This window comes from Streptomyces sp. NPDC093510, from assembly GCF_040683555.1.
Lineage (GTDB): Bacteria > Actinomycetota > Actinomycetes > Streptomycetales > Streptomycetaceae > Streptomyces.
On sequence record NZ_JBFBEE010000006.1, the window covers coordinates 86461 to 111757 of the forward strand.

Annotated in this window: 20 protein-coding genes and 1 pseudogene; 14 read left to right on the top strand and 7 right to left on the bottom strand. The window is 71.4% G+C overall.

Translation table 11 applies throughout. The annotated features are described in order from the left end of the window. Positions 1–29: 29 nt before the first annotated feature. The 8 genes from AB0N81_RS11535 (at position 30) to AB0N81_RS11570 (ending at position 11391) form a co-directional block, all read left to right on the top strand. A complete protein-coding gene (locus AB0N81_RS11535) occupies positions 30–3257 on the top strand; it encodes an alpha-mannosidase (RefSeq protein WP_365357580.1) in 3228 nt (1075 codons plus the stop codon). 48 nt (positions 3258–3305) lie between these two features. Next, the gene (locus tag AB0N81_RS11540) at positions 3306–5003 is read left to right on the top strand and encodes a hypothetical protein (RefSeq protein ID WP_365357581.1); all 1698 of its coding nucleotides are present in this window, start codon (positions 3306–3308) and stop codon (positions 5001–5003) included. After that, complete coding sequence (locus AB0N81_RS11545) at positions 5000–5914, top strand: ROK family protein (protein ID WP_365357582.1); 915 nt, start codon at positions 5000–5002, stop codon at positions 5912–5914. The genes AB0N81_RS11540 and AB0N81_RS11545 overlap by 4 nt, the downstream gene beginning before the upstream one ends. 50 nt (positions 5915–5964) lie before the next feature. Continuing rightward, on the top strand, positions 5965–7020 hold the full coding sequence (locus AB0N81_RS11550) for a LacI family DNA-binding transcriptional regulator (RefSeq protein WP_365357584.1): 1056 nt from the start codon (positions 5965–5967) through the stop codon (positions 7018–7020). 108 nt (positions 7021–7128) lie between these two features. After that, positions 7129–7500 (top strand): hypothetical protein, encoded by a 372-nt coding sequence (locus AB0N81_RS11555; RefSeq protein ID WP_365357585.1) that lies wholly within the window; start codon positions 7129–7131, stop codon positions 7498–7500. 107 nt (positions 7501–7607) lie between these two features. Next, positions 7608–9947 carry a protein translocase subunit SecD gene (gene secD / locus AB0N81_RS11560; protein ID WP_365357822.1) on the top strand — a complete coding sequence of 780 codons (2340 nt, stop codon included), beginning with the start codon at positions 7608–7610 and terminating at the stop codon, positions 9945–9947. Positions 9948–10032: 85 nt separating this feature from the next. Continuing rightward, positions 10033–10719 (top strand): PepSY domain-containing protein, encoded by a 687-nt coding sequence (locus tag AB0N81_RS11565; protein WP_365357586.1) that lies wholly within the window; start codon positions 10033–10035, stop codon positions 10717–10719. A 123-nt stretch (positions 10720–10842) separates the two neighbouring features. Beyond that, positions 10843–11391 carry a TerB family tellurite resistance protein gene (locus AB0N81_RS11570; RefSeq protein ID WP_365357587.1) on the top strand — a complete coding sequence of 183 codons (549 nt, stop codon included), beginning with the start codon at positions 10843–10845 and terminating at the stop codon, positions 11389–11391. A 90-nt stretch (positions 11392–11481) separates the two neighbouring features. Here the strand turns inward: AB0N81_RS11570 and AB0N81_RS11575 are convergent, their stop codons facing one another. From AB0N81_RS11575 to AB0N81_RS11585, 3 genes are all read right to left on the bottom strand, one after another. After that, positions 11482–12111 carry a TetR family transcriptional regulator gene (locus AB0N81_RS11575; RefSeq protein ID WP_365357588.1) on the bottom strand — a complete coding sequence of 210 codons (630 nt, stop codon included), beginning with the start codon at positions 12109–12111 and terminating at the stop codon, positions 11482–11484. A 64-nt stretch (positions 12112–12175) separates the two neighbouring features. After that, entirely contained in the window at positions 12176–13033 is an 858-nt protein-coding gene (locus AB0N81_RS11580) for a DUF1206 domain-containing protein (protein ID WP_365357589.1), read from the bottom strand. Between the two features lie 116 nt (positions 13034–13149). Beyond that, complete coding sequence (locus AB0N81_RS11585; protein ID WP_365357590.1) at positions 13150–13569, bottom strand: STAS domain-containing protein; 420 nt, start codon at positions 13567–13569, stop codon at positions 13150–13152. A gap of 721 nt (positions 13570–14290) precedes the next feature. Here AB0N81_RS11585 and AB0N81_RS11590 point away from each other — a divergent pair. Next, positions 14291–14761 (top strand): lamin tail domain-containing protein, encoded by a 471-nt coding sequence (locus tag AB0N81_RS11590; RefSeq protein WP_365357591.1) that lies wholly within the window; start codon positions 14291–14293, stop codon positions 14759–14761. A gap of 137 nt (positions 14762–14898) precedes the next feature. Here AB0N81_RS11590 and AB0N81_RS11595 read toward each other — a convergent pair whose 3' ends face one another. Both AB0N81_RS11595 and AB0N81_RS11600 read right to left on the bottom strand, forming a co-directional pair. Beyond that, positions 14899–15375, bottom strand: coding sequence for an ATP-binding protein (locus AB0N81_RS11595; RefSeq protein WP_365357592.1), 477 nt, complete (start codon positions 15373–15375; stop codon positions 14899–14901). Between the two features lie 469 nt (positions 15376–15844). Then, on the bottom strand, positions 15845–16777 hold the full coding sequence (locus AB0N81_RS11600) for a LysR family transcriptional regulator (RefSeq protein ID WP_365357593.1): 933 nt from the start codon (positions 16775–16777) through the stop codon (positions 15845–15847). Between the two features lie 726 nt (positions 16778–17503). On the opposite strand from AB0N81_RS11600, the pseudogene AB0N81_RS11605 reads away from it, so the two are divergent. The 5 genes and pseudogenes from AB0N81_RS11605 to AB0N81_RS11625 all read left to right on the top strand — a co-directional run. Continuing rightward, positions 17504–18406, top strand: a pseudogene (locus AB0N81_RS11605) (SPFH domain-containing protein); the annotation flags it as partial. Between the two features lie 11 nt (positions 18407–18417). After that, positions 18418–19311, top strand: a complete 894-nt coding sequence (locus AB0N81_RS11610; RefSeq protein ID WP_365357594.1) for a C40 family peptidase — start codon at positions 18418–18420, stop codon at positions 19309–19311. A 294-nt stretch (positions 19312–19605) separates the two neighbouring features. Further along, positions 19606–20385 carry an ABC transporter ATP-binding protein gene (locus tag AB0N81_RS11615; protein ID WP_365357823.1) on the top strand — a complete coding sequence of 260 codons (780 nt, stop codon included), beginning with the start codon at positions 19606–19608 and terminating at the stop codon, positions 20383–20385. Next, entirely contained in the window at positions 20382–22175 is a 1794-nt protein-coding gene (locus tag AB0N81_RS11620) for a transporter (RefSeq protein WP_365357595.1), read from the top strand. The genes AB0N81_RS11615 and AB0N81_RS11620 overlap by 4 nt, the downstream gene beginning before the upstream one ends. Before the next feature lie 36 nt (positions 22176–22211). Next, on the top strand, positions 22212–22592 hold the full coding sequence (locus tag AB0N81_RS11625; RefSeq protein WP_365357824.1) for a zinc-binding dehydrogenase: 381 nt from the start codon (positions 22212–22214) through the stop codon (positions 22590–22592). Between the two features lie 19 nt (positions 22593–22611). Here the strand turns inward: AB0N81_RS11625 and AB0N81_RS11630 are convergent, their stop codons facing one another. Together AB0N81_RS11630 and AB0N81_RS11635 are read right to left on the bottom strand one after the other, a co-directional pair. Further along, the gene (locus tag AB0N81_RS11630; protein WP_365357596.1) at positions 22612–23478 is read right to left on the bottom strand and encodes an AraC family transcriptional regulator; all 867 of its coding nucleotides are present in this window, start codon (positions 23476–23478) and stop codon (positions 22612–22614) included. A gap of 69 nt (positions 23479–23547) precedes the next feature. After that, the gene (locus AB0N81_RS11635) at positions 23548–25290 is read right to left on the bottom strand and encodes an ankyrin repeat domain-containing protein (RefSeq protein ID WP_365357597.1); all 1743 of its coding nucleotides are present in this window, start codon (positions 25288–25290) and stop codon (positions 23548–23550) included. Positions 25291–25297 lie beyond the last annotated feature (7 nt).

Consider the following 25297-nt stretch of genomic DNA (forward strand, 5'->3'; position numbering starts at 1 on the left):
CGACCCACCCTTCCCCGGGAGAGATCCGCATGACGACACGGGCACTGGTCCGCACCACCGACTGGGACAACGACCGGATACGCGACAGCCTGCGCGCCGGCGTGGTCGGCGCGGAGGGAACCCTGGCGGACGGCACCGCCCTGCGGCTCACCGAGGAACCCCTCCTGCGCCACGCGGACGACGGCACCCTGCTCCAGTCGGTGCGCGTCGAACCGGTCAACGGCGCGGACCTGCCGGGGGAGTTGAGCGTGCGAACGGAGTCGGGCGCCGCCCTGCGCTGCGAACGTGTCGCAGGGCCCGGCCGCTCCGTACGGCTGCTGGTGCCCGCCGTCGACGCGGCGACCCGCGTCAGCGTCGGCCTCCCCGAAGGGCGGGACTGCATCGACCTCCGGCTGACGCCCCAACGCCGCTGGACCCTGCACCTCATCCACCACTCCCACCTCGACATCGGCTACACAGACCCCCAAGGGCGGGTCCTCGCCGAGCACCTGTCCTTCCTCGACTCCTGCCTGGAGCTCACCCGCGCCACCGACGACTGGCCCGCCGAGTCCCGGTTCCGGTGGTGCGTCGAGTCGTTGTGGTCCTTCCGGCAGTGGGCCGACGCCCGGCCCGCCGAACAGGTCGACGCGTTCGTACGCCGGGTCCGCGAGGGCCGCATCGAACTGACCGCACTCCCGTTCAACCTGCACACCGAGACCTGCTCCACGGACGAACTGCACGAACTCCTGCGTCTGGCCCGCACCGTGCGCGACGAACACGGCGTCGAGTTCACCTCCGCCATGCAGACCGACGTGCCCGGCGCGGTCGTCGGCCTCGTCGACGCCCTCGCCGCCGCGGGCGTCAAGTACCTGTCCGTGGCCCACAACTGGGCAGGACGCTCCGTCCCGCACCTGGTCGGCGGCGAGAAGCTGCCCCGCCTCTTCCGCTGGCGCGCGCCGAGCGGCAACAGCGTCCTGGTGTGGGTCACCGACACCCCGCACGGCCTCGCCTACATGGAAGGCCCGCTCCTCGGCTTCGACACGGACTACGCGGACGTCGACGACCTGCTGCCCGCCTACCTGACCTCCCTCGCCACCAACCCCTACCCCTACCGCGGCGGCATCTTCGGCTGGGCCATGGACCAGACGGAGGTCAAACGCGAGCCCTACCCCTGGGACATCCTCCACCTGCGCGTCCAGGGCAAGTTCGGCGACAACGCGCCGCCCCGCCGCATCATCGCCGACACCGTCCGCCGCTGGAACGACACCTGGGCCTTCCCCCGGCTGCGGCTCTCGCGCAACGAGGACTTCTTCACCGACGCCGAGGCCAGGCTCGGCGACGAGATCCGCACCTACGAGGGCGACTGGACCGACTGGTGGGTCGACGGGGTCGGGTCGGGGGCGCGCCCGCTGTCCCTGGCCCGGACCGCCCAGTCCGTGGTCGCCGACGCCCAGACCATCGGCACGTTCGCCGCCCTCCTCGGCGCCACGGGGGCCGAGGACGACAGCAGGGACGCCGCCGGGGTCTACGAAGCGGTGTCGCTCTTCGACGAGCACACCTGGGGCGCCGGCGACCCGTGGACCCACGGCGACGAAGGCGGCCACTCCGGAGAACACCAGTGGCACTGGAAGTACGGGCAGGCGATGCGCGCCCACGACGACGGCAACGCCCTCCTCGCCCGCGCGAGTGCCCGCCTCGGACAGCGGCTCGCCGTCTCGCCGGACGCGGCGGCGACGTACCACGTCGTCAACACCTGCTCCTGGCCGCGCACCGATGTCGTACGCGTCTTCCTGCCCGAGAGCACCGTGCCGCTGGACCAGCGGGTCACCGTCCGCGACGCCCGCGACGGGCGCCAATTAGCCCACGAGGAAGAGGCGCAGACCAACGACGACCACCGCGACGCGGGACGGTTCCTCCTCGTCCGCGTCGACGACGTGCCGCCCGTCGGATCGGTGGGCCTCGACATCGTCACCGCGGCCGCCGGGACCGCCGGGGAGTCGAAGGGCGCGACCGTGAAGGCTGCCACCGGCTGGAACCCGACCGGCGGCACCGAACGCGAGGACCCCGCCGAGACAGCGGCCGAGGCCCACGCGCACCCCGACCCGACTCTCCTGGAGAACGAGCACCTCGCCGTCCGCGTCGACCTCGCGCACGCCTGCGTCTCGTCGGTCCTGGACAAGAGGACCGGCCGCGAACTCGTCCGCGAGGACGCCGTCGTCGGCTTCAACGGCTACATCCACGACAGCTACACCACCGCGGGCGCCTTCAACCACAACTCCAGCCGCACCACCGCGTCGGACCGCCTCGAACACCTCGGCGCCCGCGCCGTCGCCCCGCCCGCCGCGCTCATCGCCCGCCGCTCCACGGCCATCGCCGAGTCGATCACGTACGAGACCCGCCCGGCCGGCGCCAACCGGCTCCGCACCACACTCACCCTCCCGCACGGCGTGCCCCGCCTCGACATCGAGAACCGTCTCGACAAGGACGCCCGACTCGGCAAGGAGAGCGCCTACTTCGCGTTCCCCTTCGCCTTCGACGACCCGGTCGTCCGCATGGAGGCGTCCGGCGGCGCCACGGGCAGCGGCCTGCCGGTGGTGCCCGGCTCGGCCCTGCACATGCGGGCGGTACGCCGCTGGGTGACCCTCGGCGACGACGACCTGACGGTCGCCTGGTCCACACAGGACGCGCCACTCGTACAGTTCGGCAACATCGCCCTGCCCTACGCGCCGTTCCCCAGGACGATGGGCCACGACGAGCCCGCCACCGTCTTCTCCTGGATCCACAACAATCTGTGGGACACCAACTTCCCCAGCGAGCAGGGATTCGAGTTCACCTACCGCTACAGCCTCGCCTGCGGTGCCGGTACCAGCGGCTCCGGCGCCGGCGGCCTCGGTCCACGAACGGCCGCCGCCTGGAGCCGCCCGATGCGCGCCGTCCGGGCCCGGGGGACCTCGGACGGCGCGCCGGACCCCCACGACCTCTGCTGCTTCGTCGAGATCGACGACCCGCGCGTCCGGCTCGTCGGCGCCACCACACCGCGCCACGGCCACGTCCTGCTGCGCCTCCAGTCGTTCGCCGAGCAGCCACTGGCCTGCCGGGTCCGCGCCCGATTCCCGGCCGCCGCCGCGCACCGGGCGGACTTCCTCGGCACCCCCGCCGACGCCCTGCACTGCGCGGACGGCGAGGTGACGCTCGACGTGCCGGCACTCGGCACGACAGCCGTGCTCTTCGAACGGTCCGCCGAAGACCTGCCTCCGGACACCTCCGCACGCCCCTGAAAGCCGCCCCCGAGCGTTGTTCCCGTACGTCCGCGCGAAGGAGAACGTGTGTACCGGCTCGACCCGCGCTACGCCCCCGCGCCCGGCGCCGTCCTCGCCACCGGCTGGCAGGCCGTCGCCGCGCAACTGCCCCAGGGACCCGCCACCGTCGCCGTGGACGGACCGCCGACCGTCGACTGGGAGGGCCTCGCCGCCCGGCTCACCCAGGAACTGACCGCACGCGGCAGCGCCGTACGGACCCTGGACCTGCGCGCCCACCACGCCCCGCCCGCCGCGGTCCGCAGCCGCACCGAATCCACCGAGGACACCGCCGACCCCTACTACGCCAAGCTCGCAGAGACCCCTCTCCGCGACCTCTTCGACGACCTCCCGCGACCGCAGCCGCCCACCGGCCGCGAAGTGCTCCTCGTCCACGGACCCGGCGCCGCGCTCCTGGCGCACGACCTGCTCTGGTACGCCGACCGGCCCAAACGCCACGCCGAGGCGGCCGTCGCAGCGGGCACCGGACACAACCTCGGACTCCCCGGGGAGAAAGGGCAACTGAGGCGGCTCTTCTACATCGACTGGCCCGTCCTCGACAGCCACCGGGACGCCCTCGCGCCCCGCCTCGACGCCTGGCTCGACCTCCAGGACCCCGAACGGCCCACCTACATCGACGGCGCCGGACTGCGCGCCACCCTCGCACACCTCGCCCACCGGCCCGTACGGACCCGCCCCTACTTCAACTCGACGCCCTGGGGCGGGCATTGGGCCCAGCGCCGGCTCGGCTTCGCCCCCACGGCCCGCAACACCGCCCTCGGATACGAACTCATCGCCCCCGAAGCGGGCGTCCTCATCGGCACGCACCCAGGCCAACAGGCCGAAATACCCTTCCAGTTGCTGTGCGTCCTGCACCCCGCGGCCATGCTCGGCCCCCAGGTCACCGCCCGCTTCGGCACCTCCTTCCCGATCCGCTTCGACTACCTCGACACCGTCGACGGCGGCAACCTCTCCGTGCACTGCCATCCCAAGGAGCGGTACATGAAGGAGCGGTTCGGCTGGTCCTACACCCAGCACGAGACGTACTACATGACCCTCGGCAGCCCGGACACCCGCGTCTTCCTCGGCCTGCGCGAGGACGCCGACCTGGACCTCTTCCGCAAGGAGATCGAGGAGGCCGCACACGACGGCGTCCCCATGGACCCCGAGGACCACGTCATGACCTTCCCCGCCGAACAGGGCCGCCTCTTCATGATTCCCGCCGGGACCCCGCACGCGAGCGGCTCGGGGAACGTCGTCCTGGAGATCAGCGCCACCCCCTACCTCTACTCCCTCCGCTTCTACGACTGGCTGCGCCCCGACGCCGACGGCCGGCCCCGCCAACTCCCCTACGAACACGGCCTCGCCAACCTGGAGTCCGAACGCCGAGGCGACGCCGTCGTACACGACCTGGTCCAGGAACCGCGCACCCTGCGCGCCGGAAACGGCTGGCGCGAGGAACTCCTCGGCGCACTGGACGAGATGTTCTACGAGGTGCGGCGGCACGTTCTCGACGCGGGCGCCGAGGCCGACGACGACACGGCCGGCCGCTTCCACGTCCTGAACGTGGCCGAGGGCGAGGGTGTCCTGCTGCACACGGCGGCGGGGGAGCGGCACCTGCTCTCCCACGCGGAGACGCTGACGGTGCCCGCGGCGGTCGGGGCCTACCGGCTGGCGGCGGTCGGCGAGACCCCGGTCAAGGTCGTCAAGGCGCTGGTACGCCCGTGAGGCCGCCGCACGGAAGACCGGTACTCGAACTCGGCGGCACCCACGTCACCGCGGCCCTCGTGGACCCCGGCACGGCCACCGTGACCCGGCACATACGACAGCCCGTCCACCCCCGGGGCACCGCCGAACACGTACTCGGCGCACTCGTCCGCTGCGCCGGAGAACTGGACGCCCCGGCCGGACAGGTGTGGGGCGTCGCCGTGCCAGGACCCTTCGACCACGACAAGGGCATCGCCCGCTTCGAGGGCGTCGGCAAGTTCGACGACCTGTACGGCATCGACGTACGCGCCGTACTCCTCGACGGAGTGTGGCCACGCCCGGCGGATACCGTCTTCCTCAACGACGCGCACGCCTTCCTCCTCGGCGAGTGGCTGGCGGGCGCCGCCCGCGACCACCACCGATGCGCGGGCGTCACTCTCGGCACGGGCGTCGGCTCCGCCTTCCTGGTGGCCGGCGGCCTACAGCACGAAGGGCCGGGCATACCGCCACAGGGCCGTATCGACCTCGTCGAGGCGGGTGGCAGGCCGCTGGAGGACTCGGTGTCACGGCGGGCCATCCTGTCGCGCTACGAAGGCGGGGACGGAGAGGACGCAGACCACCGGGACGCCCGGGACCTGCCCCCGGACCTGGACGTGAGCGGCATCGCGACACGGGCCCGGGCGGGGGAGCGGCGCGCACGACGCGTACTGGACGAGGCCTTCACGACCCTCGGCACCGTACTCGCCCCACGCCTGCGCGACTTCGACGCGAGCGTCCTCGTAGTCGGCGGGGCCATGGCCACCTCCTGGGACCTGCTCCGTCCCGCGCTGCGCGCCGGACTGGGGGATACTCCCGTCACGCTGCGTCCCGCGGGGCTCGGCGGGAACGCGGCACTCGTCGGAGCCGCGGCGCACGCGGCCGCCGTGCCCTGAACCGCCGTTCCCAGGCGGCGCGGCGAACGGAACGGAAGGACATCCGCAGCATGCCCGGACCGCACGAACCCCGCGGCGGCCGGCCGCCGCGCGACCTCAGGAGCGGGCAGCCGACCCTGCGGGACGTCGCCGAGCGGGCCGGGGTCAGTGCGATGACGGCGTCCAGAGTGCTGCGCGACGACCCGCAGGTCCTGCCAGCCACCCGCGAGCGGGTACGGGCGGCGGCCGAAGCCCTCGGCTACCGCCCCAACGAGGTCGCCCGCAGCCTCCGGCTCGGCCGAGGCACCGGCCTGGTCGGGCTCGTCGTCACCAACCTCGCCAACCCCTTCTACTCCCGCCTCGCCCTCGGCGTCGACTCCGTGGTCGCCGAGCACGGCCTGAAGACGGTCATCGGCAACACCGGCCAGGACCCCGACGCCGAACGGGACCTGGTCGCCGACCTGCTGGCCCGCCGCGTCGACGGCATCATCGCCGTGCCCGCGGGCGCCGACCAGCGCCACCTCGCCGCGGCGGTGACCGACGGCGTGCCCGTGGTCCTCGCCAGCCGCCCGCCCGAGGGGTTCGCGGCGGACTGCGTGCTGGTCGACGACTTCGGCGGCGCCCGTGACGCGACGGCCCGCCTGCTGGCGCGCGGCCACCGCCGCATCGGCTTCCTCGGCTCACCGCCCGCCGTATATACCGGCACCGAACGCCTCCGCGGCTACGCCGCCGCCCTGGCCTCGGCGGGACTCGCCGTCGACACCCGCCTCGTACGCCAGGGACAGACGGAACCCCACGAGGCCACGCACGCCGCGGCCGGGCTCCTCGCGCTGCCCGACCCGCCGACCGCGCTGTTCTGCTCCAACAACCGCAACACGATAGGGGCGTTCCGCGCCCTGCGGGCCACCGACGCACGGACCGCCGACGGCACGGACATCGCCCTCGCCGGCTTCGACGACTTCGAACTGGCCGACGCGCTCGGCCTGGCCCTCACACTCGTCGCGTACGACAGCGACGAAGTCGGCCGCGCGGCGGGGCGCCTCCTCCTGGACCACCTGCACAACAGGACCGGCGGACCACCACGGCAGATCGTGGTGCCCACCAGTCTCGTGGAGTACGGAACTTGACGCCCTAGGGAGGAACGCTCCAGGGTGGCCCGTACGTTGAGCAGGGCGGGGCCACGCCGTGCGCACCCGAAGAGACACCCGATGAGGGCCGACGGGACGGGGGCACGCGTGTCGCAGCAGAGCCGTTCCGCGCGCCTGGCCACGTCCGCGCTGTCCCTCCTCGTCACGGTGCTCGCCCTCTTCGTCCCCACCATGGGGGCGCACGGGACACCGGCCGACGGGCCGCTCACCCGGCACACCGTGGCGGCACACGCCGAAGACCCGGCGGGGCCGCACGACGTCCCCGCCCTCCACGTCGCCCTCACGCACCGGCCCGACGCCCACATTCCGGGCCCCCAGCCGGGCGGCCCGCCGCGCACGGCAGTCGACACCGCGCCCCACCGCGCCCTGGGCGGACCCGACACCCGCCCCGGCACCGCGCCCCCACTTCCGCGGCAGCCTCTTGCGGCCGCCGCCCCGCGCGGCCCTCCGCACCGATGAGCACGCAGACCTTCACCGACGCCTGACCCGGCACCGCTCCCGCGACACCCGGTCACGCGTCCTTCCGTCCTGCCCTCATCGTGGAGAACCCCATGCCCCGCGCACCCATGTCCCGCGCACCCTTGTGGCGGGCGATCGTCGCGCTCGCGGCCGTCGCCCTGTCCCTGTACATCGCCCTCACCCAGTCCGCCCGCCTCGGCCTCGACCTGCGGGGCGGCACCCAGATCGTCCTGGAGACCAAGGACTCACCCACCGTCAAGGCGGACGCCGGGTCCACCGATCGCGCCCTGGAGGTGCTCAGGCACCGCGTCGACGCTCTCGGCGTCTCCGAACCCGGCATCGCACGCTCCGGCGAGAAGCGCATCATCGTCGAACTGCCCGGCGTCCAGGACCCCCGGAAAGCCGCCGACGTCATCGGCCGCACCGCCCAGCTGACGGTCCACCCCGTGACGGGCGAGTCGGCCGAGAAGGGCACGGCGAAGCCCGCTGCCGACGGCTCACGCACCCTGCCCGACCCCGACCGGCCGGGCAGCCACCTCAGGCTCGGCCCGACCGCGCTGAGCGGCGAGGGCGTCAAGGACGCCGAGGCGACCCTCGACCAGCAGTCGCTCTCCGGATGGATCGTCGCGCTCGACTTCCGCAAGGACGCGGGCGACGCCTGGGCGAAGGTCACCGGCGACGCGGCCTGCGCGCCGCAGGGAGCTCCCGAACGGCGCGTCGCCATCACCCTCGACAACAAGATCATCTCGGCGCCCGGCGTCAACGAGGGTGTGGCCTGCAAGTCCGGCATCACCGGCGGTTCCACACAGATCACCGGCGGCTTCGACCAGTCCGAGGCCCGCGACCTCGCCGCCCTCGTCAAGGGCGGCGCACTGCCCGTGCCCGTGGACATCGTGGAGCAGCGCACGGTCGGCCCGACGCTCGGTGCGGACGCCATCGAGGCGAGCACCCGGGCCGCCCTCATCGGCATCGCCCTGACCGCACTGTTCATCACCGTCGTCTACCGGCTCATGGGCGCGCTCGCGGCCCTCGCCCTCGCGCTGTACGGCCTCATCTCCTACGCCGCTCTCGTGGCACTCGGCGCGACACTCACCCTGCCCGGACTCGCCGGGTTCGTCCTCGCCATCGGCATGGCCGTCGACGCCAACGTGCTCGTCTTCGAACGCGCCAGGGAGGAGTACCTCGCCGTCCGGTCACCGGACCTCGCCAAGCCCGTCCGCACGGGCTTCGCGAAGGCGTGGAGCGCGGTCGTCGACTCGAACGTGACGACGCTGCTCGCCGCCGGGCTGCTGTTCTTCTTCGCCACAGGACCGGTCAAGGGCTTCGGCGTCACCCTGTGCATCGGCGTCCTCGCGTCGATGCTCACCGCGCTGGTCATCACCCGGGTCCTCGCCGACTTCGCCATCGGGCGGGACTTCGTGCGCAGGCGGCCCGCCCTGACGGGGGTCGCCTCCACGGGCCGCGTCCGCGCCTGGCTGGCCCGCCGCAACCCGGACCTGGTGCGCCACCGGCGCCGCTGGCTCGGCGCCAGCGCGCTCCTGGTAGTCGTGGCCGTCGCGGGCATCGCCCTGCGCGGCCTGGAGTTCGGCGTCGAGTTCACCGGCGGCCGCCTCGTCGAGTACAGCACGAGCAGGACCGTCGACGCCGACACCGCCCGCGGCGCCGTGTCCGACGCCGGCTTCCCGCGCGCGGTGGTGCAGGAGTCCGGGGACGGCGACATCACCGTACGGACGGAACGGCTGACCGACGCCGAACAGCAGCGCGTCAAGGCGGCCTTGGAGCGGCCCGGCGGCACGGTCACCGTCGAGCGCGACGAAATGATCGGCCCGAGCCTCGGCAGCGAACTGCGACAGAAGGCACTCATCGCGCTGGGCATCGCCGTGGCCGCTCAGCTGATCTATCTGAGCGTGCGTTTCCGCTGGACGTTCGCGGCGGCGGCCGTGTCGGCGATGGTCCATGACGTGCTGGTCGTGGTGGGGCTCTTCGCCTGGCTCGGCAAGCCCGTCGACAGCGTCTTCCTCGCCGCTCTGCTCACGGTGATCGGCTACTCGGTCAACGACACGGTGGTCGTCTTCGACCGCGTGCGCGAGGCACGGAGCCGCGATCCGCGCGGCTCTCTGGAGGGCCTCGCCAACCGTGCCGTCGTGCAGACCCTGCCCCGCACGGTGAACACGGGTATGGGCGCGCTGTTCATCCTCACCGCCCTCGCGGTGCTGGGCGGCGATTCGCTGGCCGACTTCTCGCTGGCGCTGATCGCAGGCGTGCTGGTCGGTATGGCCTCCACCGTCTTCACGGCGGTCCCGGTCGCCGTCGCACTCGAACGACGCAATCCGGCGCCGCCGCCCGCGCGGACCGGCCGACCGGGCGGCTCGGGGGAGGTGCAGGGCGGTTACAGCCCGCTGGAGGCGCGGAGGCGACGGGAGCGGGGAACAGGGGCGGTCGTGTGAGAAGCCGTTCGGGTGAGAAGACGTTCGCGTGAGAGGGCGGTTGTCTCGGCGGGTGAGGAAACGATATATGACTTAATGTGTCTGTATGGTCACAAAAAGGAATGGTTCTGTAAGGCGTAGCCACCTGCCGGTCTCGCGGGCCGCCACCCTGATGTGCGCCGCGCTCGCGACGGGAGCCCTGCTCACCGGCTGCGGCAACGACGACGGTGACGCCGCGAAGACCGATGCCTCCGAGGCCGGCCGCGCGGCGTCGCCCTCGACCTCGTCCGACGGCGGCGCCCTCACGGACGACCAGGCCGAGCGGAAGGCGCTCGTACCCAAGGCCAAGGTCGGCTACGAGGACGCGCTGAAGAGCGCGTTGGCGACGGTGGACAAGTCGAAGCCGGTCTCGATCGAGCTCAAGGGGACGCCGGAGAAGCCGTCTTGGGAAGCCGAGGTGGCGACGGACGACGGCAGCGCGCACTCCGTCAGCGTCGACGCGGTCAGCGGCAAGGCCGGCCAGGCGCAGGCCGACAAGGACCAGGACGCCGACGACAAGCGCGAGCTCGCGGACCGGCTGAAGAAGGCGACCGTGACGCCGCAGCAGGCCGCGGAGACCGCCACGAACAAGACGAAGGGCACCGTCACCTCCGTCGAGCTCGACGACACCGACCACGACCGCACGGTGCTGTGGTCCGTCGACGTCGTGACGACCAACGACTGGAACAAGACGACCTTCGACGTCGACGCGGCCAACCGCAAGATCCTTCGGGAGCACGTCGACAAGGACTGAACAGTCGACAAGCACTGAACAGCTGAACGAGTGCCGTGTGTGGAACTTCGCTGGCTGGTAAGGCGTTGGCAAAGTGGCGCGCAACCGCGCGCCACCCAGCGAACAGCAGTCGAGGTGGCACGGATGGCGATGTGGGACCGGATCAAGGACCAGGCCAAGGGTCTGCAGCAGTCGCAGGGGACACGGAGCTCCGGCGGCCACGGACGGCCGGGTTCCGGGTCCGGCGGGGGGTCGAAGGCTCAGCTCGTGGGCGTGCTCAAGACCCAGCTCGCCTCCCTCAAGACGGAGCTCAAGAGCGGTGCCTACCGCGACGCGAGCATGGCCATGTGCGCCCTGGTCGCGGCCGCGGACGGATCGGTCGACCCGGCGGAGCGACAGCACGTCGAGTCGCTGATCGTGCAGAACGACGTCCTGCAGAACTTCCCGCCCGACCAGCTGCGTCAGCGGTTCAACAAACACGTGGACCAGCTGTCGGTCAACTTCCAGCAGGGCAAGACCGAGGCGATGCAGGAGATCGCCAAGGCGGCGAAGAAGCCGATGGAGGCGAAGGCCGTCGTGCAGACGGGCTTTGTCGTCGCCGGCGCGGACGGGTACATCGCCCCGGCCGAGGAGCAGGTGCTGCGGGAAGCGTGCGCGGCACTCGGCGTGTCCCCGCAGGAATTCGGCCTCTGAGCAGGCTCTGACCGGGTCCTGAGCAGGCTGACCGGTTTCTGACCAGATGGCGACCGGCGATCGCCCGGTCACCCCGGTCCGCTCGCCCGGCTACCGCGCCTCCGCGGTGTCCAGTGCCGGAGCGATCACAGCGAAGGCCCGGTCGAGCAGTTCGGCCGGGTCTTCGACGCCGTCGCTGCCGCTCCACCGTTGCAGCACGGCGTCGAACGCTGTAAGGGCGATCCCCGCGGCCAGCCGCGGATACAGCTCGACGTCCGGATCGAGCCCCGTGCGACGCCCCATCTCCTCCGTCAGATCGTCGCGCCACTGCGCCTGCCGCTCCAGGAAGCGGGCCAGCAGGGCGGGCGTCCGCAGAATCAACTGCACCACGCTCAGCGCGCGTTCGAAGTGGTCGGAGCAGGCGGCGAGGGGCACCTTGACGGCGTGCAGCAACGCCTCCGACGGCAGCTCCCCGGTGGGCCGGTCGGCCAGTTCCGCTCGCATACCGGTGCCCATGTCGGCGAGGAACTGGACGACCACGTCCTCCTTGGACGCGAAGTACCGGAAGAACGTGCGCCGGGACACACCCGCGGTGGTCACGATCTCGTCGACGGTGACCGCGTCGTACCCCTTCAGCGCCAGCAACTGCAGTGCGGACTCGGTCAGTTCGTCCGAGACGAGCCGGCGCTTGCGCTCGGCCATGCTGATACGGGGGCGGGAAGTCACCACGTCATCGTACATGCGGGGCGTCCGTATGCCCTTCATGGCGCTCGATGACGGCCATGGCATGCCGTGCCACAACTGGTCAGAGCTTGCGCCAGCGCGCGTTCATCCACGAGAAGAGACCGAAGGCGGCCAGGCCGACGGCGATCAGCGCGAGCAGCCAGGGGCCCGCGGCGGTGTCGGCGAAGGAGCGCAGGGTGTTGTCGATGCCCTTGGCCTCGCCCGGCTTGTGACGCAGCGCCGCGGCGATGGCGAAGCCGCCCGCGACGGCGAACACCACACCCCGGGTCGTGCCGCCGGTGATGCCGACGATGTCGGTCCCCCGGCGCACCTGCCGGGACATCTCGGACATGCGCAACCGGTCGTGGAACTTGCGCAGGAGGGCGCGTCCGGCGATCCAGAGCCCCGCCACGATGACACCCGCGCCCGCCACGGCGACGATCCACTTCCCGCCGGGCCAGTCGAGCACCTTCGCCGTCGCGTCCTGTGTCTGCCGGTCGCTCGAGCCGCTGCCGCTTCCCTTGTCTCCCGTGGCGTAGGCGAGGATGGAGTACGCCACGAAGCTGTAGAAGAGGCAGCGCCCACCCGCGAGCGCCCGCTTGCCCGCGGTGTCGCCGTCGGGACCCGCCTGCCCGAAGAACACTTCGGAGAGCCGCCACAGGGCCATGCCCGCGAGGGCGCAGCCGAGCAGCCACAGCAGGACGTTCCCGAACGGCTTCTCGGCGAGCTCGGCCAGGGCGCCGCCGCGGTCGGCCTGACGGCCGTCGTCGTCGGAGAAGGCGATCCGCAGGGCCAGCGCGCCGACGAGGAGATACAGCACGCCGCGCCCGATGAATCCGGCGCGCGCCACCGCTGCGACGCCGCGCCCCTTGGCGGCCCGCCTCGCTTTGCCCTTGCCGCGCACGGTGGCCGAGGTGAGACGCGCGGAAGGGAGACGCATGGATGGGAGATGCATGTCTCCCGAATGCCCCCGGCTCCCTGCCTCATGCGGGTCTCTTGATGCCCCTCTTGTGGCAGGGACGGGTCCGGTTGCGCGGCTCTGCCGCGGGGGCCACGTCAGTGGAACCCGCTTCGGACGCCGGCTCGCGCGCTGGGGACGGGCGCTCCGGCGGGGATGGTGAAGGCCCGGTCGAGGGCGGTGATGCGCAGCAGCCGCCGGTTGCGCGGGCTGCCGGGCACGAGCCACAGGGTCCCCTGGCCGAGGTTCACTTGGTTTCTGATCCGCACCAGCAGCCGCAGGCCGCCGGCATCCATGAAGGTGACTCCCCGGAGGTCCGCGACGACCCGAGGGCCGGCCCGGTCGAGGAGTGCCGTGACGCGGGGGGCGAGCTCCTGGTCGGCCCAGGCGTCCAGTTCGCCCCAAAACGCAAGGACATCAGTGCCGTTCACCACGCGGTGACGCAGGCCGAAGGTGAAGTCGGCGGTGCCCGTATCCCAGTCCAGCAGTGTCTCTTTCCTTTCACGGAGAGTAATCAAAATGTCGATGGCGCGGCGTGCGAAGACCGGCGCCGGACGCCACCGAGGTCCTGGGCGGCACCGAGGTCATGTGTCAATCGTTCCCGCTCAGGGCGGTTCTTACCCTCGTAGGACGATAGGATTAGTTGGGAGGCTGAGCTGATGAACCGTCAACTCTCTGGCTACGTAGAGTAACTAGCAGGCCGGACCCGCTTGCGGGGTCGCGCGGAAGGGCATCCGGTAGCCGCCCGGTGTCGCCACCGGGGCGTGCGGGAAGCGCCCGCGGAGGTTGTCCGTGGTGAACGGCGCCTCCCTCTCCTGCGCCGGGTCAACCGGGTAGCTCAAGAGGGTCCCCCGCTCGTCATCTTCTTGTGCGAAATGGGCCTGACTGTGCGAGGAAATGCGCATAACTGCCGTTACCGAGATTTACGGGTTCTTTTGGTGGAGCGCCGGGTTGTGATACCGGTGGTGCGCCGGGGTGCACAAGCGCTTACCGCTGATCGTTCAACGGGTGGGTGTAACGATCACTGGATGTCAGGGGCACGCCCGAGGCGGATGTGTGGGGTATGCAGGCGAGGATCACGGGAATGTCCGTGATCCGTAACTGGGCGCGGTCGGCTCCCCGTTGTCCTCATGGAAGCTTCACAGTTTGGGTTCTCGGCCCACACGGGCCGGGCACCCGCACCACGCACTCACCGGCTGTTTCGGCTGGTGAGGCAGAGCTCCTGAGGGGACATCACTCATGTCTGCTTCTTCGACCGCCCGCCGTATCGCCGCCACGGCCCTGACCGTCGGCGCTGTCGTCTCCGCCGTCTCCCTGCCCGCCACCGCCGCCGACCGCGGACATCACCGGCATCCGCGGGTGCAGATCAGCGCCGTGCAGGCCGACAGCCCTGGCCGTGACGACCACTCCAACCGGTCGCTGAACGCCGAATGGGTTGAGATCACCAACAACACCCGCCATGCGGTCAACCTGAAGGGCTGGACGCTGCGCGACGACGACGGCCTCCGCTACCGCTTCCACGACGTGCGCCTGGCCGGCCGTTCGACGGTCCGGGTCCACACCGGTGTCGGCCGCGACACCCGCGGTCACCTCTTCCAGGACCGGCGCGACTACATGTGGGACAACCACGCCGACAGGGCCATCCTGCGCAACGACCACCACCGCACCGTGGACACCGAGTCCTGGGGTCGCGGACACCACCACCACTAGCCACCGCCGCGGGTGAACGGCCCTTCCCGCCCACGCGAAAGGGCTGCCCACCCGGAACGGCCACGGCGAGACGTGAGAGCGTGCGCCGGGCAGCTCGGGCTGCCCGGCGCACTGCTGTGCGTCCGCGGACTGTGGGTTCACTCGAGTGCTTCCTCGCGCGGGCGTGCGGGAGTCAAGCGGGCTCGGCTGCGATTTGTCAGCGGGAGCGTGAACCACACGGTCTTGCCCAGCTTGGTGGTCCGGCATCCGGCGGACGAGCTGAGCCGGCGAACGAGCGACAGGCCGCGGCCGCGTTCACTCAGGGGATCGGGTTCTTCCAGCGAGCCGCTCCTCGTCAGGCCTGCCACGGGTGTCGGGTCGTGGTCACGCACTTCGACTCGGCAGCTGGTGGGCAGCACTTCCAGGACCAGTTCGAGAGGCGCGTGACGAGCGGTGTGCTCGACCGCGTTGGTGACCAGTTCGGCAGTGAGGAGCTCGGCGGTGTCACGCTCTGTGGGGGAGGGGTGGGGCCGGTCATGATGAGCATCCGGCTCCGTACAAGGGGACTCCGCCAGAGCCGTGCGGACCAGGACGCGGGCGATGGAGGCTGCGGCAGGGGTGTGTGGTAGCGGCATGCGCCAGGAAGTTGTCGAATCTGATGAGTTCGGCATAACGATATTCCGTGTGCAAATGTCCATACCTTGCCTTCCCGACCATACAAGGTGACCCGTCCAACCGAAGGGACGGAGGGGGGAAAGGGACGAGGGCTTTCGCCCGGCAGGTCCGGGACCTTCGTCCCGGACCCGACAGCCACAAACAGGCGGACTCTAAGTGCCCGGTGACAGCCGCACAGGGCGGCGGCTGCCGCGGCCGGCGCCTCGGGCCGGACCTCTACCTGCAGGCTGCGAGCAGGCCTTGACTCACTGGGAACAGGCAGCGTTCGGCGGGCTGGCGGACATACGCAGGAGGGCCTTTCTCGGACGGGTCGGGGTCGGTGCTCGCGCCCGGCATGGCCACGGTCTCCAGCGGGGGAGGAGCTCTGTTCATGCGGAATGGAACAGAGCTCCTGACCGCGCGCTCACCCGCTGATTCGATGAAGAACGCTCAGATCGGGGGAGGTTGCGCTGCGGGCCGGTGCTTGCGCCGCTCTGCGGCTCGACGCACAAGGATGGCGTGCAGCTCCCGCGCCGCTGTGGGGACCGGGTGTGCGTGGCGTCGCTGGATCATGACGCGGAGCTCGGTGGAGTCGCCGGCCAACGGACGACACGTGATCGTGCCGCTGCGTTCCAGGGGGTCGCCGAGCACGCTGTAGTCCGGCAGCACGGTGGCGCCGAGCCCCTCGGCCACCATCAGCTTGCTCATCTCGGCGCCGTCGGCCGAGTAGGAGAAGGACGGCGTACGGCCGCTCAGCAGCCGATGGATGTAGCGATGCATGACATAACCGGATCGCATCACGATCAACGGCTCGCCCAGCAGGTCGGTGACGGTGACCGCCTCGAGCGCGGCCAGCGGGCTGTCCGGGCGGACACAGACGACCGGGCGCCCGCGCAGCAGTTCGGTGGTATGCAGGCCAGGCGGAAGATCGTCGTCTCGAAGGTAGCTGACCAATCCGAGGTCGAACCCGCCCTCGGTCAGGTGTCGTTGGATACCGTCCTGCCGGTCAGCGACCACCTCCACCTGGGTCGATGGGTGAGCGGCGCGGAACTCACGGATGGCCGGCGTCAGCAGTGTGACCGTGGCCGCGCTGACCGTGCCCAGCCGCAGCCTACGGCTGACCTGGTACTGCTCGTCGGCGGCTTGGCGCAGCCGGTCGACCGCGTCAAGCACCCCGGCGATGTGCGGCAGCAGTTCGCGCCCTTGGTCGCTGATCTTCGCCCCGGAACGCTTGCGTTCCAGGAGCTCCACTCCCAGTTCCCGCTCCAGGTTGCGGAGTGTCTCGCTCAGCGCAGGCTGCGACAAGTGCAGTACCTCGGCGGCGCGGCGCAAGGACCCCAGCCGTGTGACTGCCGCCAAATATTCCAACTGTTCCACACGCATGACGAGCTCCCTCCGACGCTCATCATAAACAGACCAATTCGACTCAGGTGACGGAGGGGTGAAAGGGTGATCCTATCGCCATAGAGGAAATTCCTTATCGACCTGAATGGGTTCTCTGGGTAGCCTGAATCCGCAGCAGGGCGCGTGAGGGCAGGGGAATTACTCCCGTAAATTTCGCGGAGAGGTGGTGTCATCAAAAAACGGATCGCTTTACATCTCTATGTGCGCCGATTCGAGACCGAGGTCCCTTGAAGAAAGGCCCTTCGGTCACAGTCGATCACATTCGACCTGAAGGGCTGGAGTAGTCACTGATCATCCGTCATGGCGCCAGAAGACACTCTGAGTACGTGACTTGGGCGTCGTTGGGAGTGTGCTGTGCCGATACCGGAGTCCGAAGTCGCCGAGAAGCATCCCGAAGCCGAACCGGGAACCCGCCCGATAGGGACGACCGCGGAGGGTAGAAGGGCGGCCGGTGCGGGTGACGAGTGCACGAAGACCGCCGAGCCCGTTGTCTGGAAGTACCCCGGCGCGATCCCGATGGACCGCCTCTTCCGGGACGGCGAAGCGGTGAAAGAGCCGGTGCGGCAGACGCCCGCTCCGGACCCAGAGCGGGAATCTGCCCCGGCCCCGGCCCCGGCCCCGGCCCCGGTCCCGGCCCCGGCCCCGGCACCAGCCTGTGCCGCCAAGATCCGTCGGCCACTCTCCCCTCTTCGGCTCGGAGGAGAGCTCGTCGAGCGGCGCGGGCCCGCTTGTTCCGGCTGGTGGGCGGTGCTCGTCGCGCTCCTCGCGGTTGCCGGGGCGGGCGTGCTGCTCTGGTCCTGGGGGCTCATGCCCTTGCGGCTGACGGAGCTGCGGCTGCCCGAACGGTCGACGGGCGAGCTTGCCGTCCGGCAGTGGGCCGCCCTCGGCGGCTGCGGTGCCGTCGCGCTGCTCGCCCTTGGCGGGCTCACCCGGGGCCGGGTCGGTTCCGCCTGGGCCCTGACGCTGTTCGGCCGTTACCGGGGCAGCGTCCGACGCACCGGCCTCGTATGGATCAGCCCGCTGATGCTGCGCCACCGCGTCGACGTACGGCTGCGGCACTGGCGCAGCGAACCGATGACCGCATTCGACGCGCAGGGAGTGCGACTGCAGGTCGTGGTGCTCGTGGTGTGGCGGGTCATGGACACCGCGCGAGCGCTGTTCGCCGTCGACGATCATGTGGCGTATCTGCGTGAGCAGGTAGAGGCGGTGACCGCGCGGGTCGTCTCGCAGCGGCCCGCCGACGCGTTCGGCGAGCTCTCCGACGACGCCGGGACCCTGCGGGACACCGAGGCGGTCGGTGACACGCTCAGCCGGGCCCTGGCGGCCGAGTGCCGGGCGGCCGGCATCGAGGTGTTCTCGGCGAGGCCGACGCGGATCGAGTACGCGCCCGAAATCGCGGCCGCCATGCAGCGCCGTCAGATCGCCGCGATCGACGCCGAACACCGTGACAGCGTGCTGACCTCGGTGCTCGACGCCGTCGACGACACCGTCAGCCGACTCACTCAGCGAGGGCTCGTCGCACTCGACGACTACGAACGGAAGGCCCTGGTCAAGGACTTGACGGTGGCCTTCTACACCGCGCGTGGCAGCGCCGTGGACACTCACTGAAAGGAATCTCTGTGCGGACACCCGAATTCACCGAGGAGATACCCGTCGACTGCACCTGCGCGGCCTGCGCGGCCTGCGCGGGAACTCCCTCGGCCGTCCGTGCCGACCGGCGCTGCACTGTCCGCGGCGCCGTCGTGGCCGCCGTCGGAGCGGCCGTCCTGGCCGGCACCGCCGTCGGCACTGCCTCGGCCGAACCCGCGCCGAGCCACGCCGGCTGGGACGGCTCCAAGTACTGGTACAGGGACGCCACGGGCTGGTGGCGCTGGACGTCCCACTACGACAAGTACGTCATGCACTCCGGTGGCTCCGTCAACTCCCGTAAGGCATCAGGGAGCCTGCCGTCCGGCCGGACCTCCTCGTCCGAGCCGACGTTCCGGGGCAGCGGCGGATATGACGCCGCCGACGGGGTGTACTGGTACCAGAAGGGAGGCCACTGGTACTGGACCCGCCACAAGAGCAAGTACCTGCATTTCGTGGACGGTTCGAGGTCTTCGGGCGGCCCCTCCTCCGGTGGTTCCTCCGGCCCCGGCACCCCCCGCCGGCACGGCACCGAGGCTGCCATCAGCTTCGCCGCCGCCCACCTCGGCGACGCCTATGCCTGGGGCGGTGACGGCCCGCACAGCTGGGACTGCTCGGGTCTGGTGATGGCCGCCTACCGCAGCGCCGGGATCTCGCTGCCCCGGGTGGCCGACGACCAGTACCGCGCCTCCGCCCCGATCTCCCGCGCCGACCTGCGCCGCGGAGACCTGGTGTTCTGGAGCAGCAACGGCAGCTCGTCCGGCATTCACCACGTGGCGATCTACCTTGGCGATGGCCAATACCTGGAGGCCCCGCGCCCGGGCGAACGGGTCCGGATCTCGTCATTCGACTGGTACAAGCCGAACCTGTACGGCCGGGTCCGCTAGGTACCGACGCTGTCTCAGCGTTGCCAGATCTGCCATGGGCCCCCGGCGTCGCGAACGGCGGGGCCTCAAGGTCGAAAGTCCCGAACCACAGGGCCGTTTGCCGAAGCCACGCGGAGATGATCTTTCCTAATGTTCTTGCGCGGGGGCGACACGGCCCCCGGACGACAGCGGAGGCGAGAGCCGGTGGCCACAGAGGAAGCGCGCACCAGCTGGGGGGCGGCGAAGCAGCCGCTTCCCGGCATCACGGCGGACACGGAATCCAGCACTCAACCCGCCGCACGCGCCGCAGTCGGCGTGGGTTCTGCACGACCGCCCGCGGTCCGTGTGTCCGGGCTCTGGAAGCGGTTCGGGGAGCAGGTGGCCGTCGCCGGCATCGACCTCGAACTGCCCGCCGGCCGGTTCGTCGGTCTCGTCGGCCCGAACGGCGCCGGCAAGACCACCACGCTTTCGATGATCACCGGCCTGCTGCGGCCCGACCTCGGTCAGGTGGAGATCGCCGGACACGACGTGTGGCGCGACCCGGTGACCGTCAAGGCCCGGATCGGAGTGCTTCCCGAGGGCCTGCGGCTGTTCGAGCGGCTGTCGGGGCGCGAACTCCTCGCGTACACGGGGCGGCTGCGCGGCCTGCACGGCACCGAGGTCGACAAGCGGGCGACCCAACTGCTCGACGTACTCGACCTGGCCGGCGCGCAGCACAAACTGGTCGTCGACTACTCCACCGGCATGCGCAAGAAGATCGGCCTCGCTGCCGCGCTGCTGCACAACCCTGAGGTGCTTTTCCTGGACGAGCCGTTCGAGGGGGTGGACCCCGTCTCCGCCCAGACCGTCCGCGGCGTCCTGGAGCGCTACACCGCCTCCGGCGCCACGGTCGTCTTCTCTTCCCATGTGATGGAGCTCGTCGAATCGCTCTGCGACTGGGTTGCGGTGATGGCCGGCGGCAGGGTCCGCGCGCACGGCACCCTAGCCGAGGTACGGGGTGCGGCGCCCTCACTGCAGCAGGCGTTCCTGGAGCTGGTGGGTGCTGACGACCGCCGGCACGGCTACGACCTCGACTGGCTGGGCGGCACGCGATGAGCCTCCCGCCCCAGCAGCACCCTCAGGTCCCTTTCCACCCACCGGCCGGCGGCGAAGAGTTGACGAGCCGGGACAGGGCGACGGGACACCGCGGCTCAGCGGGCCGTGAGGGGCCGGCCGACCCGCTCCCCGCCACGACCTCGGTCGCCACGGTGGGTCCGCTCACCGGTGCCGGCTTCGCCGCCTCCGTACAGCCCTCGGCCGCCGAGCTCGTCCCGGTCTTCGCCAGGCTCAAGCTGTCGCTGTTGCGCAATGGGCTGCGCCAGTCCGGCGGTCGGCGCGCCGCGTACATCGCCTCGGCCGTGCTCGTCGGCCTGTTCGCGGCCCTGCAACTCCTCGGGCTGATCGCGCTGCGCGGGCACGAGCACGCCGTGACCCTGGTCGTCACGCTCACCGGGGTGCTCGCCCTCGGCTGGGCCGTGATGCCGCTGTTCTCACCCGGTGGTGACGAGACGTTGGACGCCACACGGCTGGTGATGCTGCCGCTGCGGCCCCGCACGATGGTGGTGTCCCTCCTCGTGTCCTCGCTGATCGGCATCGGCCCGTGGTTCACGCTGGTGCTCACGGTCGGCTCGGTCCTGGCCGTCGCGCACGGCGCCACAGCTGTGGCCGTCGCCGTGCTCGCAGTGCTGCTCACGATGCTCGTGTGCGTGGCTCTGGCGCGCATGGTCGCGACCGCCAACACCCGGCTGCTGACCAGCCGCAAAGGCCGTGACCTGGCGCTGCTGAGCGGCCTTTTCATCGCGGTGGGCGTGCAGGCGGTCAACCTCGGCACGCAGAAGCTCTCCGAGGTGGGCGGGCTCGCCGCCCTGGAGCCGGTGGCGGACGTGCTGCGCTGGGTCCCACCGGCCGCAGCGGTCGACGCGGTGTGGTCGGCAAGCTGTGGGTCGTACGGGGTGGCCGCCGCGCAACTCGCGCTCACCTCCGTGTTCCTGCTTGCTGTCCTGTGGTCCTGGCAGCGCACCCTGAGCACGCTCATGACCGCGCCCGACTCCTCCACGATCCAGGTCGTCGAGGAGCGTACGGGCCGCGTCGACGCGCACGGCTTGGCGCGTCTGCTGCCCGCCGGCCGCACTGGCACCGTCATGCTGCGCACCCTGCGCTACGCCTGGCGTGACCCGAAGACCAAGGCCGGCTGGGCCACGGCGCTCGGCATCGGGCTGCTGCTGCCTGCGCTCACGGTGGCGCAGGGGGCGGGCAGCGTGTACTCGGCGTGCTGGGCCGCCGGTTTCCTCGGCATGCAGATGTACAACCAGTTCGGGCAGGATTCGTCAGCATTCTGGATGGTCGCCCAGACCATCGGCACCCCGCGCGACGCCTATCTCGAACTGCGGGGCCGGGCGCTGGCCCTGGCCCTGGTGGCGCTGCCCTACGTCACGCTGGTCGTCGTCGGCGCGGCGGCCCTGCTCGGCGACTGGGCGGCCTTCCCGGAAACCCTCGGTCTCTCGTTGGCCCTGCTCGGTGCGCTGCTGGCCACAGGCTCGATGGCCTCGGCCCGCTTCCCATACTCCATCCCACAGGACAGCGGCTACAAGAATGTCGTCCCAGGCCAGGCGGGCCTGGCCTGGGCCTCCATCCTCAGTGGCATGATGGTGGGCGCTTTGCTGTGCGCCCCGATCCTGGGCCTGACCATCTGGCTCCATGTGGCGGACCACCACGGCCTGTTGTGGCTCATCCTCCCCCTCGGCGCGACCTACGCGTACGCCCTGACCTGGACCGGCCTACGCCTGGCTGCCCCCCAGACGGCGGCCCGACTGCCGGAGATCCTGACGGCAGTCAGCAAGGGGTGAGCCGCAGTCCCTTCTCTGCTCTCTGCCACGAGGCGCCTGTCCGACCTGGCGGGGCGGGCGGGCCGGACCGCATTCGTGGGGGTGCGAGTGGTCCGCGATGTCGACGTCGTGCTCGACACGATCGGCGGCGACACCGTCGAGCGGTCGCTCGAAGTGCTCCGGCCGGGCGGCCACCTGGTGACGGCGGTCGCCGAGGAGGATGCGGAGCTCATCGCCGAGTACGAGGCGGCCGGCATGCGTTTCAGCGGCATCGCGGTCGACCAGGACACGGTCGCCCTGCGCGGTCTCGTGGAACTTGTCGAACAAGGCAGGCTCCGGGTCCACGTGCAGGAGACCTTCCCGTTCGAGCGGGTCGCCGACGCGCACCGGCTGCTCGACCGGGGTCGCCTCCAGGGCAAGCTCGTCCTGACCGTCTGAGCCAGTCGTCCGGCCCCTGTCAGCTCCCGTCCCGTTCCACCGGGAGCCACAGCTCGGCGTCCGCCTCCGACCCGTCCGGCGACAGGCGCGTGCGCAGCATCTCGGGGCCCGGGCGGCTGCGGTACGGGTTCGACGGGAACCACTCCGTGAACACGTCCCGCCACAGGTGCTGAATGGCCTCCGGTGCGGGACCCGACGTCGCGAAGACCGCCCACGTGCCGGCCGGGACGGGCAGCACGGCCGCGCCCTCCGGGGCGGCCGCCGACGTGACCACCCCTTGGTAGTAGTCGAGTTCGGTGCCCTCGGCGCGGCTCGGGTCCAGGTCGTCGCAGACGGAGAGGATGCCCCGCGGCTCCTGGTCCGACAGCTTCTCCAGCCGCTCCAAGTCCTCCGGCGCGATCCCGCGGACGAAGTCGATGATCGCCCGGTTCGGCCCCGTGTGCACCAGCGGCACCCGGGCCTTCGGGCCGACGACGCTGAACGCCTGCTTGTCCACCACGCGATAGCGCATGTCGCTGCTGCCCTCCACGGTGAGGCGGAAGGTCATCCGGGACTGGGAGCTGAGCGTGGCCCCGGTGCGCCGGGCCTCGCCGGGCCCGATGCCGTGCATGGCGCGGAACGCCCGGGCGAACGCCTCCCCCGACCCGTACCCGTGGCGCACCGCGATCTCCAGCAGCGTGTCCCGGTCGGCGAGCACCTCGGCGCCCGCGAGGGTGAGCCGCCGGCGCCGGATGTACTCCGGCAGCGGCATGCCCGCGAGCGCGGAGAACATCCGGCGCAGGTGGTACTCCGAAGTGGCCGCGACACGGGCCGCCTCCGCCACGTCGACGCCGTCGTCGAGGCGGCGCTCGATGTACTCCATGGCCTCGTTGAGCCGCTCCAGCACCGCCGGCCCTCCTCTTCTTCACTCCTCGGGTCCTCGCTCCCTCGGGCCACACGCTACGACGCCCCGCGGTCAGCGCATGAGGTCAGGGGGCAGCTCCACCCAGCGCCGCGGCACGGTGTCGTCGACGGCCGGCCGGGCGTCGGTGACGCGGAGCCCGGCCGCCGCACAGGCGTAGGCCAGGTCGTGCGCGTCGTACGGGACGCCGCGTCCGGACTGCCAGAAGCGGAAGTGCCAGTGCGCGGGCGGCTCCGTCCCGTCCGGGGAGAGGCCGATCTCCTCGTGTCCGACGAGCCGGCCGTCCCTGGCTGCCGTGCCGTGGGTGCCGCCCTTGGGGTTGAAATACACCCCATAGGCGGTCGTCCCCGCCGAGACCGCGCGCAGCAGCGCGTCGTCACTCGGCATGTAGCCGTCCTGCGTGATCACGCAGCCGCCGGGGCTGCCGGGCAGATCGGCCACGCCGACGAAGCGGAAAGACGTGTCGTAGTCGTCCTCGTCGAACGGGGCGTGCTCCGGAGGGACTTCGGGGCAGTGTGCCGGGTCCGCGCCCAGCCGTCGGACGACCTCCTCGGCGTCCACATCGCGTACGAAGGCGATACCGAGCCCTTCCGTCCACATCTCCGGGTCGTCGAAGGCCTCGATGAGCGCGTCCGCGGCACGGAACGCGGCCAGTTCGTCCGGCGGCAGGGGCACCGCGCCCGGCAGGTCCGCGACGAGCGGCGCGAGTGGCGTCGTCAGCAGCAGCAGCCCCGGCGACCAGGGACCGGCCTGCGGGGTCCAGACATCCGCGCCGGCCCGGATCAGCGCACGGACACTACCCTCGTTGCCGCGGCAGGCGGCGCACCACAGCGCGGTGTGCCCCTCCTCGTCGGGCGCGTCGACCCGCTTGACGTGCGGCAGCAGCACGGCGAGGGACTCCGCGCCGCCCCGCTCCGCCGCCAGGTGCAGCGGAGTGGAGCCCGACCAGACGTCCGCGTCGACCGGGGCGCCGCCGTCCAGCCGGGCCCGGATGAGCGCCGGGTCGCCCCAGTCCTCGTACGCCATGCGCTCCCAGTCGCCCCGCGGTACATACCGCTGCTCGGCCTCTTCCCGCTCGCGCAGCGTGGCGCGCTCGTCCTCGGACATCGGCCGGGCGAGGAAGTCGGGCGGCCCGCCCATCCTGGCGACGGTGATGAACTCGGGGCCCGAGGCCGACGGCGTCGGCAGGCCCGGCCACACCTCGACGGCGCGCACGGACGCGGCGCGCAACGCGTCGGCGTCGACCGGCGTACGGGTCTCCGCAACGAGCTCGTCCGGCCACTCCACCACCAGCCACGTCTCGCCGGGTGGGGGCAGCTCCGGCAGATACAGGTCGACGCCGGTCCTGAACAACGATTCGCCGGGGTCGCCGGGGTCCAGCGGGATCAGCCCCGTGGGCACACTCCGGGACGCGTACGCCCGGAGCTCCGGCGGCCCGACCAGCGGCACGGACTCGTCCCGCTCCGAGTCGAGCGAGGTCACCCTCCTGCCGTCACCCAGCAGGAGCCCCACCCGCAGCCCGGACTGGCGGCCTCCGCCAAGGCCGTGCCGGCGGACCGGCCGGTGCACGGAAAGGTGCAGCGTGACCGAACGCGGCCACACCGACCAGCCGGTCACCATCACCTTGGCCTCGGGCCCGCCCCCGGCCACCGCGAGCTGCTCCACCAGCGCCGGCTCGAACCAGTCGACCGGCGGCCGGTCGCGGGCCGCGTCCTCCCCGGGAGGGCCGAGCCTGACCACTTCACCACGCGGCTCGACCGGCTCCTCGGGCAGCACCAAGTCATCGAAGAATCCCATGCCTTCA

What these genes read in the sequence shown, in the direction of transcription:
- AB0N81_RS11535 (WP_365357580.1), top strand. Translation starts at nt 30, where the DNA reads ATGACGACACGGGCACTGGTCCGCACCACCGACTGGGACAACGACCGG.
- AB0N81_RS11550 (WP_365357584.1), top strand. Translation starts at nt 5,965, where the DNA reads ATGCCCGGACCGCACGAACCCCGCGGCGGCCGGCCGCCGCGCGACCTC.
- secD (WP_365357822.1), top strand. Translation starts at nt 7,608, where the DNA reads ATGTCCCGCGCACCCTTGTGGCGGGCGATCGTCGCGCTCGCGGCCGTC.
- AB0N81_RS11565 (WP_365357586.1), top strand. Translation starts at nt 10,033, where the DNA reads ATGGTCACAAAAAGGAATGGTTCTGTAAGGCGTAGCCACCTGCCGGTC.
- AB0N81_RS11570 (WP_365357587.1), top strand. Translation starts at nt 10,843, where the DNA reads ATGGCGATGTGGGACCGGATCAAGGACCAGGCCAAGGGTCTGCAGCAG.
- AB0N81_RS11575 (WP_365357588.1), bottom strand. Translation starts at nt 12,111, where the DNA reads ATGTACGATGACGTGGTGACTTCCCGCCCCCGTATCAGCATGGCCGAG.
- AB0N81_RS11580 (WP_365357589.1), bottom strand. Translation starts at nt 13,033, where the DNA reads ATGCGTCTCCCTTCCGCGCGTCTCACCTCGGCCACCGTGCGCGGCAAG.
- AB0N81_RS11590 (WP_365357591.1), top strand. Translation starts at nt 14,291, where the DNA reads ATGTCTGCTTCTTCGACCGCCCGCCGTATCGCCGCCACGGCCCTGACC.
- AB0N81_RS11595 (WP_365357592.1), bottom strand. Translation starts at nt 15,375, where the DNA reads ATGCCGCTACCACACACCCCTGCCGCAGCCTCCATCGCCCGCGTCCTG.
- AB0N81_RS11600 (WP_365357593.1), bottom strand. Translation starts at nt 16,777, where the DNA reads ATGCGTGTGGAACAGTTGGAATATTTGGCGGCAGTCACACGGCTGGGG.
- AB0N81_RS11620 (WP_365357595.1), top strand. Translation starts at nt 20,382, where the DNA reads ATGAGCCTCCCGCCCCAGCAGCACCCTCAGGTCCCTTTCCACCCACCG.
- AB0N81_RS11635 (WP_365357597.1), bottom strand. Translation starts at nt 25,290, where the DNA reads ATGGGATTCTTCGATGACTTGGTGCTGCCCGAGGAGCCGGTCGAGCCG.